General features: G+C 35.6%; 18 protein-coding genes and 1 pseudogene. 11 read left to right on the top strand and 8 right to left on the bottom strand.

Translation table 11 applies throughout. From position 1 onward, the window contains the following. Window positions 1-236 precede the first annotated feature (236 nt). Window positions 237-1,562, top strand: coding sequence for an L-cystine transporter (locus tag HMPREF2846_RS01740; RefSeq protein ID WP_371099726.1), 1,326 nt, complete (start codon window positions 237-239; stop codon window positions 1,560-1,562). Between the two features lie 153 nt (window positions 1,563-1,715). On the opposite strand, the gene nfsA is transcribed toward HMPREF2846_RS01740, so the two are convergent. Next, window positions 1,716-2,471, bottom strand: coding sequence for an oxygen-insensitive NADPH nitroreductase (gene nfsA, locus HMPREF2846_RS01735; protein WP_002480335.1), 756 nt, complete (start codon window positions 2,469-2,471; stop codon window positions 1,716-1,718). 144 nt (window positions 2,472-2,615) lie between these two features. Between nfsA and HMPREF2846_RS01730 the strand changes: the two genes are divergently transcribed. From HMPREF2846_RS01730 to HMPREF2846_RS01705, 6 genes are all read left to right on the top strand, one after another. Continuing rightward, window positions 2,616-3,392: a 2-keto-4-pentenoate hydratase gene (locus HMPREF2846_RS01730; protein WP_002480334.1), complete on the top strand. Its 777-nt coding sequence runs from the start codon at window positions 2,616-2,618 to the stop codon at window positions 3,390-3,392. Between the two features lie 381 nt (window positions 3,393-3,773). Next, complete coding sequence (ahpC, locus tag HMPREF2846_RS01725) at window positions 3,774-4,343, top strand: alkyl hydroperoxide reductase subunit C (protein ID WP_002480333.1); 570 nt, start codon at window positions 3,774-3,776, stop codon at window positions 4,341-4,343. A gap of 16 nt (window positions 4,344-4,359) precedes the next feature. Next, a complete protein-coding gene (gene ahpF / locus HMPREF2846_RS01720) occupies window positions 4,360-5,883 on the top strand; it encodes an alkyl hydroperoxide reductase subunit F (RefSeq protein WP_002480332.1) in 1,524 nt (507 codons plus the stop codon). A gap of 158 nt (window positions 5,884-6,041) precedes the next feature. Beyond that, a complete protein-coding gene (locus tag HMPREF2846_RS01715; RefSeq protein ID WP_070625404.1) occupies window positions 6,042-6,368 on the top strand; it encodes a hypothetical protein in 327 nt (108 codons plus the stop codon). A 195-nt stretch (window positions 6,369-6,563) separates the two neighbouring features. Then, window positions 6,564-7,100, top strand: coding sequence for a phosphatase PAP2 family protein (locus HMPREF2846_RS01710; protein ID WP_023014895.1), 537 nt, complete (start codon window positions 6,564-6,566; stop codon window positions 7,098-7,100). Window positions 7,101-7,163: 63 nt separating this feature from the next. Next, a complete protein-coding gene (locus tag HMPREF2846_RS01705) occupies window positions 7,164-7,787 on the top strand; it encodes an NDxxF motif lipoprotein (RefSeq protein WP_083309955.1) in 624 nt (207 codons plus the stop codon). Window positions 7,788-7,852: 65 nt separating this feature from the next. On the opposite strand, the gene HMPREF2846_RS01700 is transcribed toward HMPREF2846_RS01705, so the two are convergent. Then, a complete protein-coding gene (locus HMPREF2846_RS01700; protein WP_023014894.1) occupies window positions 7,853-8,293 on the bottom strand; it encodes a carboxymuconolactone decarboxylase family protein in 441 nt (146 codons plus the stop codon). Between the two features lie 158 nt (window positions 8,294-8,451). On the opposite strand from HMPREF2846_RS01700, the gene HMPREF2846_RS01695 reads away from it, so the two are divergent. Beyond that, window positions 8,452-9,618: an ArgE/DapE family deacylase gene (locus HMPREF2846_RS01695; protein ID WP_023014893.1), complete on the top strand. Its 1,167-nt coding sequence runs from the start codon at window positions 8,452-8,454 to the stop codon at window positions 9,616-9,618. A 56-nt stretch (window positions 9,619-9,674) separates the two neighbouring features. On the opposite strand, the gene HMPREF2846_RS01690 is transcribed toward HMPREF2846_RS01695, so the two are convergent. The 6 genes from HMPREF2846_RS01690 to HMPREF2846_RS01665 all read right to left on the bottom strand — a co-directional run bounded on the left by HMPREF2846_RS01690 (window position 9,675) and on the right by HMPREF2846_RS01665 (window position 14,031). Next, entirely contained in the window at window positions 9,675-10,262 is a 588-nt protein-coding gene (locus tag HMPREF2846_RS01690) for a histidine phosphatase family protein (RefSeq protein ID WP_070625402.1), read from the bottom strand. A gap of 336 nt (window positions 10,263-10,598) precedes the next feature. Further along, window positions 10,599-11,210, bottom strand: coding sequence for a hypothetical protein (locus HMPREF2846_RS01685; protein WP_070625400.1), 612 nt, complete (start codon window positions 11,208-11,210; stop codon window positions 10,599-10,601). Between the two features lie 543 nt (window positions 11,211-11,753). After that, window positions 11,754-11,996 (bottom strand): 30S ribosomal protein S18, encoded by a 243-nt coding sequence (gene rpsR / locus HMPREF2846_RS01680; protein WP_002480324.1) that lies wholly within the window; start codon window positions 11,994-11,996, stop codon window positions 11,754-11,756. Window positions 11,997-12,049: 53 nt separating this feature from the next. Continuing rightward, a complete protein-coding gene (gene ssb / locus HMPREF2846_RS01675; protein WP_070625398.1) occupies window positions 12,050-12,568 on the bottom strand; it encodes a single-stranded DNA-binding protein in 519 nt (172 codons plus the stop codon). Between the two features lie 21 nt (window positions 12,569-12,589). Continuing rightward, window positions 12,590-12,886, bottom strand: coding sequence for a 30S ribosomal protein S6 (gene rpsF, locus HMPREF2846_RS01670; protein ID WP_070625396.1), 297 nt, complete (start codon window positions 12,884-12,886; stop codon window positions 12,590-12,592). A 161-nt stretch (window positions 12,887-13,047) separates the two neighbouring features. Further along, the gene (locus HMPREF2846_RS01665) at window positions 13,048-14,031 is read right to left on the bottom strand and encodes a thermonuclease family protein (protein WP_070625394.1); all 984 of its coding nucleotides are present in this window, start codon (window positions 14,029-14,031) and stop codon (window positions 13,048-13,050) included. 153 nt (window positions 14,032-14,184) lie between these two features. On the opposite strand from HMPREF2846_RS01665, the gene HMPREF2846_RS01660 reads away from it, so the two are divergent. From HMPREF2846_RS01660 to HMPREF2846_RS13815, 3 genes and pseudogenes are all read left to right on the top strand, one after another. Beyond that, entirely contained in the window at window positions 14,185-14,442 is a 258-nt protein-coding gene (locus HMPREF2846_RS01660; protein WP_002480320.1) for an AbrB/MazE/SpoVT family DNA-binding domain-containing protein, read from the top strand. Continuing rightward, a complete protein-coding gene (locus HMPREF2846_RS01655; protein WP_060804334.1) occupies window positions 14,436-14,774 on the top strand; it encodes a type II toxin-antitoxin system PemK/MazF family toxin in 339 nt (112 codons plus the stop codon). Before HMPREF2846_RS01660 ends, HMPREF2846_RS01655 begins: the two co-directional genes overlap by 7 nt. Window positions 14,775-15,049: 275 nt before the next feature. Continuing rightward, a pseudogene (locus tag HMPREF2846_RS13815) lies at window positions 15,050-15,202 on the top strand (ornithine carbamoyltransferase subunit F); the annotation flags it as partial.

Below are 15,202 nucleotides of genomic sequence, written 5' to 3'. Positions count from 1 at the left end.
TATGTATTTAAACGGACTTTACAACTATCCTATACTGTTGTATAAAAAAGTTGATACATATCTGCTAAGTTCAGTTATCATAAAATGAACTTCCTTCTTTGAGCAGTTATTTGAATTCAAATCAAGTCTTATCTTTTGCTATAAGATAAATATTTATGAAAGGAAGTTTGATTCAATTGGGTTTCACTATTCTTAATATTGTCATCTTCGTTCTGCTTCTCGCTGGACTTTTTGTTATGGCAAAAAAACACGTTTCTTTCTCAAAACGTGTTTTCACCGCACTAGGTATCGGAATTGTACTTGGCGCTATTATGCACCTGGCTTATGGTGCTGGTTCTAAAATCACAACCACTACAACAGATTGGTTCGGCATTGTAGGTAATGGTTATGTCGCATTACTTCAAATGATCGTTATGCCACTAATTTTCATTTCGATTGTCGCAGCTTTCACTAAAATTCAATTAGGTGAAAAATTCGCGAAAATCGGTTTCTACATCTTTGTGTTCCTAATTGGAACAGTTGCAATCGCAGCAACAATTGGTATTATTTCAGCACTTGTCTTCGGATTAGATGCTTCATCTATTGATTTAGGCAGTGCAGAACAATCACGCGGTACAGAACTTGCTCAGAAAGCAAAAGATATGACCGCAAGTACGCTACCCCAACAAATCTTAGAATTATTACCAAGAAATCCATTCTTAGATTTCACAGGTCAACGTACAACATCTACAATCGCTGTAGTTATTTTTGCGACATTTATCGGTTTCGCATATTTACGTGTCGCACGTAAACAACCTGAAAATGGTCATATCGTAAAACGTGCAATTGAAGCTATCTATTCAGTAATTATGTCAGTTGTAACTTTCGTTTTACGTTTAACGCCTTACGGTATCTTAGCTATTATGGCAAATACCATTGCGACGAGTGATTTCGGAGCGTTATGGACATTAGGTAAGTTCGTATTGGCCTCATATGCGGCTTTAATTACGATGTTCATCATTCATTTAATTATTGTCAGCATCCTCGGCTTGAATCCTTGGCGCTATGTCCGTAAAGTCGCTGAAGTATTAATTTTCGCATTCACATCACGCTCAAGTGCAGGTGCCCTGCCATTAAACGTACAAACACAAAAATCACGTTTAGGTGTACCTGAAGGTATTGCGAACTTATCAGCATCTTTCGGTTTATCTATCGGCCAAAACGGTTGTGCAGGTATCTATCCAGCAATGTTAGCAGTGATGGTCGCACCGGTTGCAGATGTTGAAGTCAACTTGCAGTTTATTGTGACACTCATTGCGGTTGTTATTATTTCTTCATTTGGTGTTGCAGGTGTTGGCGGCGGCGCAACATTCGCTGCGATCTTAGTACTTTCAACATTGAACTTGCCTGTCGCATTAGCTGGTGTGCTAATTTCAGTAGAACCATTAATTGATATGGGTCGTACAGCATTAAACGTCAATGACTCTATGCTTGCAGGTGTCGGCAGTGCTAAATTAACTGGCAACTTGGATAAAAAGAAATTTAATGAAAATCAATATAATGACTTAAGTACAGACTATTAAGAGATAAGAAGGCTAACTTCTTATAAGTACGAGTTAAATATTAGGCTTTATGTAAAATAAATCAGCCCTATCGCGTTCACAATTAAAGTGAGCGTGATAGGGCTGATTTTTTAATTTTTCTATTTTTAATCAAGTGTCTGATGAATTGAACACTTATTTTTTAATGAAACCTGACTTATGCAGTTCGTCTAACATATCTGCACGTTCTTTCATTGTTAAGAATTGTGCAATTTGTTCTGACCAAGTTTCTTTACGTTCTCCATTTGTACGTTTGTCGTAATATGCGCTGACTTCTTTGTCATAATCTTTAATATAACCTAATTCTTCGTCATCGTTTTGGTTGTATCCATTTTCATGGAAGACAGCTTCAAATGGTAAACGTGGTTTTGGTGAACCATTTTCATCATCTGCAGGAACACCTAGCGCCATTCCGAATAATGGGAATGTGTATTCAGGTAAGTTCAATAGCTCTTTCACGCGAGCAACATCATTACGTAATGAACCTAAATAAACCATACCAAGTCCTAAGCTTTCTGCCGCAATTGAAATATTTTGTGCAACTAACGCAACATCAATTGTACCGACAAGTAAGCCTTCTGCAGATTCAAATGAACTTTGTAAGTTTTGCTCAACTTCATTGTTGATTAAATCTTGACGGTGATAGTCCATCACAAAGACAAATAAATAGCCGCTTTCTTCTACATAAGGTTGACCTGAAATTTCTCTCAATGCTTTTTTAATTTCAGGGTCTGTAATACCAATAATAGAGTATGTTTGTAAGTAGCTTGATGTAGAAGCTCTTTGGCCTGCTTCCACTAACTTTTTAACCGTTTCTTTACTTAAAGGTTCATTTTTAAATTTTCTTACAGAGTGGTGTTTCATCATAATTTGATCGATTACATCTGACATAGAATTTTCATTCCTACCTTTCAAATGATTTTAGCACTCTTATTTTACCCTCTTTTCATAAGTCATAAAAATTTAATGCTTTGAAAGTTAAGACAATAAAAGTTATTCTAATAATAGTAATATTCAGAATAAGGGGAGATACCTATGGTCCAATACAAAAAAGAAATTGTAAATGCATTGTTTAAAGCACAACAAAATCATGAACCGATTGACTTCGTTTCAGAAAAATATGGCATCAGCGAATCGGTAGCCTATCAAATCCAAGATGCTTTAATCAGTGAATTGACACAAGCAAACAACAGCGAAATCGCAGGCTACAAAGTAAGTATGACCAGTGCAGAAACGCAAGCTTACGCGAATACAGATGAGCCGGCTTACGGAACAATTTTATCTGATAAAGTTGTAAAATCAGGTGAAACAGTTCAATTATCCAAATTATTCGCACCGCTTATCGAACCTGAGCTCGTGTTCGTGATATTAAATGATATTAGTCCCGATGCATCAGACGAAGATATCTTAAACAGCGTTAAAGTAGCGCCAGGTATTGAAATACCAGATGCACGCTATAAAGATTGGTTCCCTAACTTCACTTTAGGCGACTTAATTTCTGACAACACAGCTTCAGGTTTAGTCGCATTAGGTGAAGCTGCTGATCGTGTCTCATATGAAGACTTTGAAAATATCACTTTAAAATTAACAAAAGATAATGAAGAAATTGCGACAGGTGTTTCTTCAGATGTACTAGGTAATCCAATTGAAGCATTAAAATGGTTAGTTAAAAAACTTGCATCACAAGATAAACAACTGCTTAAAGGCCAAATTGTTTCTTCTGGTACATTTGTTCCACCTGTTCCAGCTGAAAAAGGTACGTATCGTGCAGAATATAGTTACCCAGGCTCAATTGAGGTCACATTTGAATAATAAGTTACAATACCCCTTTCTGTTATTATAGAGACAGAAACGGGGTATAACGTTATTGTAGAGATTGCGATTAATAATCAGTCATCTTTATTGAGAAAATTAATCTCTAATTGATATTGAGAAATAATTGTTAATTTCCTATGAATTTCTTTGCTTTACACACATTCTAAAAGTCGTTAATATTTCTAATACACTAGTATTTACAGTGTTTTATGCATTATTCCACTTACACAATCACGAGTATTGACTATTTCTGACGATAATGTGATAATAGGAATCAAGGAGATTAGAATTATTATAAATAAATAATTAGGATAATTTAGCTATCCTGATTAGCTTTCTAATCAAAAAAACTTTTTAATTTCTAGGAGGATGTATTTTATGTCATTAATTAACAAAGAAATTTTACCATTCACAGCAAATGCTTATGATCCTAAAAAAGATGAGTTCATCGAAGTTTCAGAAGAAACATTAAAAGGTTCTTGGAACGTTTTAGTATTCTACCCAGCAGACTTCTCATTCGTTTGCCCAACTGAATTAGAAGACGTTCAAAACCAATATGATGAATTACAAAAATTAGGTGTTAATGTGTACTCAATCTCAACAGATACTCATTTCGTACACAAAGCTTGGCATGACCACTCAGATGCTATCAGCAAATTACAATACACAATGATTGGTGACCCATCACAAACAATCACTCGTAACTTTGATGTATTAGATGAAGAACTAGGATTAGCTCAACGTGGTACTTTCATCGTTGACCCTGATGGCGTAGTACAAGCTGCAGAAATTAACGCAGACGGTATTGGCCGTGACGCAAGCACTTTAGTTCACAAAATTAAAGCTGCTCAATATGTACGTCAACATCCAGGTGAAGTTTGCCCAGCTAAATGGGAAGAAGGCGGCGAAACTTTACAACCAGGTCTTGACTTAGTAGGTAAAATTTAAGGAGGCATTCATATAAATGCTGGATAAAGAGTTAAAATCACAATTATCTCAACTTCTTGAATTAATGGAAGGCGACGTGGTTTTAACAGCGAGCTATGATGACAGCGACAAATCTAAAGAGTTGAAAGACCTGTTAGATGAAATTGCTGATATGTCATCGCATATCACTGTTAAAGAGGATACGCTGAAACGTACACCAAGTTTCAGTGTAGATACTCCTGATGCGCACACAGGCATAGTATTTGCCGGTGTGCCATTAGGTCATGAATTCAACTCACTCGTATTGGCTTTATTACAAGTCAGCGGACGCCCTCCGAAAGAAGAACAAAGTGTTATCGATCAAGTCAAAGCGCTTGAAGGACCACTTCATTTCGAAACATTTATCAGCTTAAGCTGTCAAAAATGTCCGGATGTGGTTCAAGCATTGAACATGATGAGTGTGTTAAACCCTAACATTACGCATACAATGATTGATGGCGCAGTCTTCAGAGAAGAATCTGAAGATATTATGGCAGTTCCTGCTGTATTCTTAAACGGTGAAGAATTCGGTAACGGCCGCATGACTATTTCTGACATCTTAAACATGTTAGGCAGCCAAGCAGACCCTGCTGAATTCAATGATAAAGAACCATTCGATGTATTAGTCATCGGTGGCGGTCCTGCAAGTGGTACAGCTGCTATCTATACTGCACGTAAAGGTTTACGTACAGGTATTGTGGCAGATCGTATCGGTGGTCAAGTGACTGAAACTGCAGGTATCGAAAACTTTATCACAGTTAAAGAAACAACAGGTCCAGAATTCTCATCTGCTTTAGAGCAACACATCAATGAATACGATATTGATGTGATGGATGGTATCCGTGCTTCTAACGTTGAGAAAACTGAAGACGGCATTGTTGTTACTTTAGAAAATGATGCCAAACTAAAAAGTAAGACAGTTATTATTGCTACAGGTGCACGCTTCAAAAACTTGAACATTCCAGGTGAAGACGAGTTACGCAACAAAGGTGTTGCATACTGCCCTCACTGTGACGGACCTTTATTCGAAGGTAAAAATGTTGCGGTTGTCGGCGGCGGCAACTCTGGTGCTGAAGCTGCTATTGACTTAGCAGGTATTGTAAAACACGTTACACTTGTAGAATACAAAGACTTCTTACGTGCAGATGAGATTTTACAAAAACGTTTAGGTGAATTATCAAACGTTACAATCTTGAAAAATGCACAGTCTTCAGAAGTTCTTGGTGACGATCATGTTACCGGTCTTAAATATGAAGACAACAAAACTGGCGAAACACATCAAATTGATGTAGATGGTATTTTCGTCCAAATCGGTCTATTACCAAACTCTGAATGGTTGCACGGTGCAATTGACACAAACGACCATGGCGAAATTATCGTAGACCGTAAACAAGAAACAAGTATGCCGGGTGTATTCGCGGCAGGCGACGTAACAGACGATCGCTTCAAACAAATTATCATCGCAATGGGTACAGGTGCAGATGCTGCACTGAACGCATTTGATTATATTATCCGTAACTAATCTCTCCCTATCATTTGATTAAGACGGATAACTAATAAGACAGGCAAAGATAAATTTCTTTAAGAAAGCTATCTTTGCCTGTCTTTTTTTATACATATTCATGTTACAATTAATATAATTCACTACAATATAGCTGAGAAAAGGAGCTTTGGTTGTCTATGTTATTATTACTTGTTTCTATAGTTCATCTCAGCCAAGCTTCTCGTTCTACTGTCAATTTTAACAATCTTTTCATCGGTTTGAATCGAACCCGCACGTTTCCTAGAAACCTCAATTGGGAACAGCTGCAACGCTTTTATCAGTCACTGCAAACACGTTACTTCAAACGTCTTTTATACGTCAGTCTTCCATTAAGCGTCTTCGACTTATTTATACTTATCAAATTTGGCCACGCATGGCTCATTTTAGTCGAACTCGGTGTATATTTAGCACTGCTCTTCTTTATACTGCGTAAAGTTGAAAAATATATTCAATCCCATGATTAATCAAACCTATCACCTACCGTTAGGTTTAGTTCATTCCAAAGTAGGATGGCAAAGATGAGACAGTAAGCTATAATTTATCTAAATCAAGAAAGAAAGTTAGGTTTTATTATGAAGGTCCTACATACCAAACATATCGGCATTACCCTCGTTATTTTTATTATTTTAATGCTGCTGGTGAAATTGGACTTCATCCTTATGATAGACGAACCGATTTATAACTTCGTCAGACTCTTACATCAAGTACCATTTATGGACCGCTTCTTAATCGTCTACTCTAACCTATTTCAACCATGGCACTTAGTTGGTTTTATGGCTGTCATTTTAATTATTTTATTCTTCAAGAATAAAAAGCTCTCATTGATAACAATGACTTGGGCAATTGTGACACTTTTATTAGGAATTGGATTGAAGTACTTTATTCATCGCGCACGTCCTGTGGAATATATCTCAGGATTCAGTTTCCCAAGTTTGCATACGTTAACAATTGTCGTTGCGGCAGTGGTCTTCTTAACGTTAATGCGTAAACGTTATTGGCATTATATCGCGTATTTGATGATTTTCATTATGATGGTTTCACGCATTTACGTTCATGCGCATTACTTTTCTGATACAGTCGGTGCTGTGTTATTCGGCTATCTCATGCTGCACGTTGCGCAACATTTCATCGCAAAATATCAACTCGATGTTCCTTTCACTTCAAGACTGGAATCTCCATGGCAACGAGATACTTAACGCATACTAGGATGTTAGGCTATAATGAAAGTAATTATATAGAACAGTGAAGGAGAAACAAAAGTGAGTAAACTAAAACAACTATTAATCATCGCTTTCACATTAATGTTAGCTGTGACGCTTACAGCTTGTGCACAAAAAGACGGAAAACAAGAACATCACGCAAAATATGCGCCGAAAAATGCGACACCGATTCACAAAATAGAAATCTTTAAAACCTCTGAAAAAGGTAAAGATTTAACTGAACAAGAAACGCGTGATTATTTAAAACGTTACTTAGAAGCGAATAACGATATCATTGATAACAAATACGTCTTACAACATAAGCTAGACCAACAATATGATGGTCGTCAAAAAGTCTCAGATCAGTTAGATACAGATTTACGAGAATTAGCTAACCTTACAACGAAGAATCAAATGAATTTCGAAGCATTCTTAAAAGATAATAAAGTTCCTTCTAATCAAAAAGAAGATATCGAACGTATTAATAAATACTTCAGCGCTGTTAACTATAAAGTTGCACGTGCAGACCAACAGTTAGAAGAGTTGAGTTATAGTCCACAAAAAACAATCAATGTCGTCGATGTTCCTACAAACTACGCAGGTGACGTAAATTTAAAACAACAAAAGAAAATCAAAGCTTTCTTAAAGAAACACAAGCTATCTACTCAAGCGATTGATAAATAATCATTGAACATACAAAAGCGCGCGAACACTCATTAAACAGTGCTCGCGCGCTTCTTTATATGATATTAAACATTATGTTCATTACCCATTGAAATAGAGAGTCTATTCCAGAAGTTGATTTGATTAATCACAAAGACTAAATCTGTATATTCTTCTTCTGAGTATACTTCCCGTACGCGGCGATATAGCTCATCAGATACGCCATGTTGTGAAATTAAAGTAATAGCTTCTGTTAATTCTAAAGCCAGTTTCGTTTTCTCAGAATATATATTCGTATCATGCCATGCGTTCAATAAGAAAATTTCTTCCTCACTTACACCGATTTTACGTGCATCGCTTGTATGCATTGCCAAACAAAAGGCACAGCCATTAATTTGAGAAGCACGAATTTTCACTAATTCTTGTAAGTGATGATCGATGCTCGCTTTTTTCAATTGTTTTTCCATTTCGTATAGAATATTAACCTTATCTTTCGCAACGTTTTGATATTGAATTCTATTATCCAATACGATTCCTCCAATGTCTTCGACTCATTTATTATTTTCCCCTCTACCTCCGAGTTTACGCTTATTTATTTTAACGTTCAAAAGTGCGAATTGTTTGAATACTATTATCCGATATTTTACGCTTATATTGTATGAAAATTTATGAGGGAGCTGATGATATGGGTAAATTAACGTCAGATGAACGTATTCATATATTAAGAGATTTAGTCGGTATTGAATCTGTGAACGATAATGAATTAGACGTCGCAGAGTATCTGCAAGACCTTTTCAAAAAACATAATATCGACGCTAAAATTATTAAATTAACAGATACACGCGCAAACCTTGTAGCTGAAATTGGTAGCGGCAGCCCTGTTATCGGGGTATCTGGTCATATGGATGTTGTTTCACCAGGTAACCCAGAAGATTGGCAAACACCACCTTTCAAACTAACTGAAGATGATGAAGGACGTCTACACGGTCGTGGTGCAGCAGATATGAAATCTGGTTTAGCTGCATTTGTGATCAGCTTAATTGAATTACACGACCAAGGCTTACCAAAAGAAGGCACAATCCGTTTACTTGCGACAGTAGGCGAAGAGATTGAAGGTGACGGAGCTAGAGCCTTCTATAAAGATGGTTATATGGATGATGTAGATGCATTGCTTATTTCAGAACCATCTCAAGATAAAATTATTTATGCACACAAAGGTTCTATGGATATCCGTGTCACATCAAAAGGTTCATCTGTGCATAGTTCTATGCCTCAACTCGGTTATAATGCGTTGAATCCATTAGTAGACTTTGTGCATCGCATTAATGAAGCACAAGCTAAAATTACTGCGACAAATGAAGAGTTAGGCGAACCTGTCGCAAATGCGACAATCTTTAATAGCGGTACACAAGTCAACTCTATTCCTGACCGCGCAGTAGTAGAATTTAATATCAGAACAATTCCAGAAGCAGACAATGATGGCTACCAAGACTTATTCGAACAAGTCGCAAAAGATGTTAAAGAAAAATACAGTGATTGTGATTTAGACATTGATACGTATATGTCACGTTCTGCAGTCTTCACAACTGGTGATAATCCAGTAGTAGACCTAGCACAATCACTCGGTAAAAAATATTTAGGTGAATCTATTCCTAAACAAGCTTCACCAGGTGTCACAGATGCGGCTGACTTAATGCTTGATAAAGGAAAAGACTTCCCACTTATTATGTTCGGTCCTGGCGAAACAAGCCAAGCACACCGAATTGATGAATACGTTTATAAAGATGTTTATTTAAACTTTATTGATTTGTTTGAAGAGTTATTACCTCAAGCAATCGACAAATTAAAATAAAATCAATCAAGATAAATGTTAAGCGGTTGAATCCAAAACAAAGGATTCAACCGCTTTTATATGTTTTCAGTATCTACAAGAATCGGATCACAATTCTCAATGTGTTTGTCGAATAATTCTTCTTCAGTAATTACACCTAAATAATACAAGCAGCAACGTATCCAAATTTGATGCGCCACAATCACTACTACTTCGTCTTTAATATCCAATACATCTTTAAAAAATTCATCTATTCTTCCTAATACATCTGAATAGTTTTCACCGCCAGGTGCACGTTGTGTGAAACTGTTTCGAAAGTCGCTGTATCGTGGATCTTCAAAATAACGACTATAAACGGGATTGTCACGCAATGTTTCTCTTGGATAGCCTTCAAACTCCCCTAGAGAGCGTTCTCTTAATAATGGCGAAAAAGTATGTGGAATCGCACTGTCAAAACCATTTTCATATGTTTGAATCGTACGGGTTAAATCAGAAATGTAGATATGGTCTATATGTATACCTTCAAAATATGTTTTTAATGCTTGTGCAGAACATACGCCTTCTTTTGTTAAAGAGACATCTAATTGTCCAGTAAAGTATTGATTTCCATGATGATTATCATAGTTTGCGGTTGATTCTCCATGCCGTATCAAATAAAGCTTCACGTTGTGTTCACTCCTATAATCTCGTTATCCTCTGCCGTTTACTCAATTCACTTTACTTCATTATGACACTGAGCAAATAGATTTAACGTAATGATAACATGTTTTTATATAATTTTATCGACTTAATGTTTGTTTGTTATCTAATTTTAACATTCTTGTACGGTCTCTTGTGTACAAGCGATTATATTTTATGTACTTCTTACATTAACAACACCCAAACATTCCTTTCAACCTATACAGATAGCTAATGAAAATAAAATCAGATAAAAAATTCCCTGTAATATTGATATGCATCAATGCTACAGGGTTAAGGTCTCATACATTTTTATTTAACTTTTAAATTTCGTCAAGTTGATTATTTTTCATCAAGATTTTTAAGAATTCACGCTCTACTTCTAATAAATGAACGTAATCATCTGACATAATTTCTTTACTTAATTCAATATTCTTTTCAGAGATAAAATTAACTAACTCTTCATTATCTTTATTGCTTGAGTATTCGCTTTTTGCTTGTGCAAGCAGTGAATCTTCACAAACTAAAATGAAAGAACGACCATAAGCAATATCAACTTTACCACGTTGATAATGAGACTCTAAAAATCTTTTAGCCTCTTCTAAATCATCTGTATGTTCAAAAATACCGAATACTTGTTCAGTCACTTTATCTGATAAGTTAGCTAAACGATCTTTTTCTGGTTGACTATCTGGTTTCACTCTATCTTTAACCAACATTTTTTGTTTTTTGATTTCATCTTCGATTAATTCTAATTCTTTATTACGTTCTTCTTTTGACCACTTATTTTCATTTTCTTTGTACTCTGTTAATAAATCATTCGCTTTATGCAGATCAAAGTGTTCTTCACTTTTACCGCTATGATCTAATCCTTCGTAGTGCGTTGGATGAGATGTTTCATTCTTATCGTTTTTATTTAATCCTTGTCTACTCATATCAAGATGCTCCTTTTCAACTTGACATTTATTCACTTGTCCAATGTAGTGGATACATTTCAAAAATATTTTACCCGTCCATAAACGCAATAAACACAGTGTACAACTCATCATACTTATACTTTTAGAACACTTAGGGAACGTAACTGTTATTTCCAGAGTCAAAATTTAACAGTTAAGTAGGTTAAATGATGACTTAAGGAATTTTGCGCAATGAAATAGAAAAAACATCTAGAATAAAATTAAGATAAAAAAAGGAGGTTGCTTATCATGATGATCGCAGATATTATTGGTGGTATTATCAAGTTAATCGTGAACTTAGTAGACACTTTTGCTCCTAAAAAATAATCCATAAATACTTAATGACTTTCTTAATACGCTCGCAATGTCGGGCGTATTTTTTCTGTTAATAAATCAAATTTTAGAGAATCTTACCTCTTTTAGATTAATATTTTCTGCCCTTATTTCGCCCTTTATTATTATTTTTGAACATGAAAAAACCCCGTAAGCCTATGCCTACGGGGTTTATCTATAAGTTTTATCTTAGTTTTCGTCTTTAACATATGGTAATAAAGCCATATGACGAGCACGTTTGATAGCTGTAGTCAACATACGTTGATATTTAGCTGAAGTGCCAGTTACACGACGTGGTAAAATTTTACCGCGTTCTGAGATAAAACGTTTTAATAAGTCAGTATCTTTATAGTCGATGTGTGTAATTCCGTTTGCTGTGAAGTAACAAACTTTTTTACGACGACGTCCGCCTCTTCTTGGTCCACCTGCCATGGTTAACTGCCTCCTTTAATCGATATTTTCAAATTTTACGTTCATTACACGTATTAGAATGGTAAATCATCGTCACTGATGTCAATAGGTCCGTTCGTATTTGCGAATGGATTGTCTGATTGACCAGCGTTGGATGAATTGTTGTTTTGATAAGATGACGTATTTTGTCCTTGTTGTTGACCACCATAGTTTTGACCATAGCTCTGGAATTGGTTATTACCGCCAGGTTGTTGGCCATGACGTTGGTTTTGTGATTTTGGTTCAAGGAATTGAACACTGTCACATACAACTTCAGTAACAAAGATACGGCGTCCTTCTTGGTTTTCGTAACTGCGTGATTGTAAGCGACCATCAACGCCTGCAAGACTTCCTTTAAACAAGTAATTGCTTACGTTTTCTGCTTGTTTTCTAAAAACAACACAGTTAATAAAGTCCGCTTCACGTTCCCCTTGCGCATTCGTAAACGTACGATTAACCGCTAGAGTAAAAGTCGCTACACTTACGCCTGAGGGTGTCGTTCTGTATTCAGGATCCTTAGTTAAACGGCCTACTAATACAACTCTGTTAATCATTTAAACGCCCCCATTCTGTTTTTACTTATCTTCGTCTTCGCGAATAACCGTATAACGAATGATATCGTCATTGATTTTTGCTAAACGTTGGAATTCATCTGTAGCTTCACTGTTTTCAGTGTTGATACGTACAATGTTGTAGAAACCTTCTTTGAAATCGTCGATTTCGTAAGCAAGGCGACGTTTGCCCCAATCTTTTTCTTCAATGATTTCAGCACCGTCGTTAGTTAAAATATTTTTGAAACGTTCAACTAATGCTTTTCTCGCTTCGTCTTCAATGTTTGGACGAACAACGTACATAATTTCATATGTTCTCATTTTTATCTGCACCTCCTCGTGGACTATACGGCTTACTCTCAATTGGAGTAAGCAAGGAATAATTTTCATTACTCACAATCAAGAATTATAGCATAGCCATTTACTTTTTACAATCATTTTTATTATGTGAATTCAAACGAATTCTACTTTTTTCATACCCATTAATTTATCTCACATGCCCATCCATCTTTATCTCCATCCATTTTATCTCTATAAGCCGGATGATCTTTAGACACGCCTCCAGGATAGTCTTTTCTCAATTCTGTACAGTTAGCATAATACTTCGTTCCTCCATTTTGAGACGCACTGTTTTGTGAATGATTTTGAGATCCTTGGGAGCCTGACGGCAGGCTACTTTGATAATTATTTTCTGGGACGTTACCACTCCAAATATTCAGATGCTCCTGTTGCGCTAAACGTTGACTCTCTTGTAATTGGTCTAAATACGTAACACTTGGCGGATAAATATAAGCCACTTTTGCTAAACCTTGTCTGACTAATGCATCATTTACCATCACACCATCGGCATAGACATATGCTAGATATCTGCCATATTTATCTGTCTTACCGCCCTTATCAAACTCAACTTCAACCTTAGAAGCATGCATCAACATATTCTTGGTAAAATCAGACGCTTCTTTACCATATGGTTCTACGCCTTTTCTAGGATGTTTCGTCTCCGGTGTATCAATCAACAATAATCTGAAGGCAGATTCTTTTCCTTCATATCTCAATCTTACTGTATCTCCATCTACAGGACGTGTGAATTCAACTTCTTCTCTAACTAAACCATTAGGTTGTGTTTGCGGTTCAGATTTAGGTTCACTCGTTTCTTTCTTTTGGCCATTGTCCGATTCTTGTTCTGATTTCGGAGCTGCTTTAGGTTGTTCTGACTGATTGTCTTTTTGTGTATCTTTCGATTCATCTTTTGATTGATCTTGTGTTGTATCTGCAGTTTGATTATTCGTTGTTTCAGGCTTTGTATCTGGTTCAGACATTCCAAAGAACATCATACTTAAAATAAATGCTACTAAAGCAATGATACCTGCTGCTTTCTTCTGCTTACCTTTTATCCATAAAAAGACAAACATGGCTATGTAAATTATAAATACAATAAAACACAACACACCTAGTATTCCCAACATCTTGTACACCTCCTCTTTAGCACTTGTTTCTTTCTATTCTAAACTATTTCTTTATTATTAATAAGATTCAATCTACACTTTATAATAAATCCAACATTATTTCTGCCGATTTTAAGTTAAATAAGATATGATAAGTCTGAAGAGGTGTTATTTATGTCAGAAGAACATGCACGAATTTTCAAAACTGAACAAGGTCATGCCGTTACATTGCCTGATACTGTGATAGAATCTTTAAATTTAAAACCTGGAGATCAATTAGTTCACGAAATAATCAACGATACTATCGTTTTAAAAAAAGTAAACCATGAAGATTTTACTAAAGAGTGGAACCGTTTCTTTCAACAGGGCGGCGATTACTCAGATTACAAAACGCATGAATGGGGCGAAGCATCGGAGCGTGAGCAATGGTAAAACAATATCAAATTATAGAAGTTAATCTGAATCCCACACTTGGTCGCGAGAAAGGTAAATATAGACCTTGTGTCGTTCTAAGCAGAAATGAATTCAATCAAAAGACAGGTTTAGTATGGGTTTCTCCTATTACAAGTAGAGCTGTTAAGTATCCTACTGATGTTGAACTACATACTATGGAACATCGAATTAAGGGTACTGTCGATGTCGGTCAAATACGTACTTTAGATTTAAGCTCGAGGCATTATAAAATCGTTGATCGTACAACGCACGAAGTCATGCACAAAATCGACGATATTATTACGCACATTCTGAAAATGGAGCATTTCTAACACGCTTTTTCAAAAAGTGTGTTTTTTTATAAATAATTATATATCTTTATTCGTAATAGTGTATAATAAATCAAAACCAATGTCTCATACCTTTATTTCTAACAATAAGAAGCAGATTACAATTAAAGCCTAATTTTCAAAATTATAGAATCGCAATTGTTTAGGAATAATTAGAGTTCTGTAAAGTTTTTTAAAACTATATTTATTTCATTGTCTTGAAAAATAAGTCACTTATAATGAAGGTGTAATATATCACAAAGAGGAGTTGTAGTAGAATGCAAAACTTAAGAAACAGACATTTCCTAACATTATTAGATTTCAGCCAAAAAGAAGTAGAATATTTATTAAACCTTTCAGAGGATTTGAAACGTGCGAAATACGCCGGTATTGAGCAACAAACACTTAAAGGAAAAAACATTGCATTAATT

It is taken from the genome of Staphylococcus sp. HMSC056G08, assembly GCF_001812305.1.
In the GTDB taxonomy this organism is placed as follows: Bacteria; Bacillota; Bacilli; order Staphylococcales; family Staphylococcaceae; genus Staphylococcus; species Staphylococcus simulans.
The sequence above is the reverse complement of the archived record's forward strand: the minus strand, read 5'-3'. Positions and strand labels throughout refer to the sequence as shown.

What these genes read in the sequence shown, in the direction of transcription:
- ahpC (WP_002480333.1), top strand. Translation starts at nt 3,774, where the DNA reads ATGTCATTAATTAACAAAGAAATTTTACCATTCACAGCAAATGCTTAT.
- ahpF (WP_002480332.1), top strand. Translation starts at nt 4,360, where the DNA reads ATGCTGGATAAAGAGTTAAAATCACAATTATCTCAACTTCTTGAATTA.
- HMPREF2846_RS01730 (WP_002480334.1), top strand. Translation starts at nt 2,616, where the DNA reads ATGGTCCAATACAAAAAAGAAATTGTAAATGCATTGTTTAAAGCACAA.
- HMPREF2846_RS01685 (WP_070625400.1), bottom strand. Translation starts at nt 11,210, where the DNA reads ATGAGTAGACAAGGATTAAATAAAAACGATAAGAATGAAACATCTCAT.
- HMPREF2846_RS01740 (WP_371099726.1), top strand. Translation starts at nt 237, where the DNA reads ATGGCAAAAAAACACGTTTCTTTCTCAAAACGTGTTTTCACCGCACTA.
- HMPREF2846_RS01660 (WP_002480320.1), top strand. Translation starts at nt 14,185, where the DNA reads ATGTCAGAAGAACATGCACGAATTTTCAAAACTGAACAAGGTCATGCC.
- ssb (WP_070625398.1), bottom strand. Translation starts at nt 12,568, where the DNA reads ATGATTAACAGAGTTGTATTAGTAGGCCGTTTAACTAAGGATCCTGAA.
- HMPREF2846_RS01665 (WP_070625394.1), bottom strand. Translation starts at nt 14,031, where the DNA reads ATGTTGGGAATACTAGGTGTGTTGTGTTTTATTGTATTTATAATTTAC.
- rpsF (WP_070625396.1), bottom strand. Translation starts at nt 12,886, where the DNA reads ATGAGAACATATGAAATTATGTACGTTGTTCGTCCAAACATTGAAGAC.
- HMPREF2846_RS01655 (WP_060804334.1), top strand. Translation starts at nt 14,436, where the DNA reads ATGGTAAAACAATATCAAATTATAGAAGTTAATCTGAATCCCACACTT.
- nfsA (WP_002480335.1), bottom strand. Translation starts at nt 2,471, where the DNA reads ATGTCAGATGTAATCGATCAAATTATGATGAAACACCACTCTGTAAGA.
- HMPREF2846_RS01710 (WP_023014895.1), top strand. Translation starts at nt 6,564, where the DNA reads ATGATAGACGAACCGATTTATAACTTCGTCAGACTCTTACATCAAGTA.
- HMPREF2846_RS01695 (WP_023014893.1), top strand. Translation starts at nt 8,452, where the DNA reads ATGGGTAAATTAACGTCAGATGAACGTATTCATATATTAAGAGATTTA.
- HMPREF2846_RS01715 (WP_070625404.1), top strand. Translation starts at nt 6,042, where the DNA reads ATGTTATTATTACTTGTTTCTATAGTTCATCTCAGCCAAGCTTCTCGT.
- rpsR (WP_002480324.1), bottom strand. Translation starts at nt 11,996, where the DNA reads ATGGCAGGTGGACCAAGAAGAGGCGGACGTCGTCGTAAAAAAGTTTGT.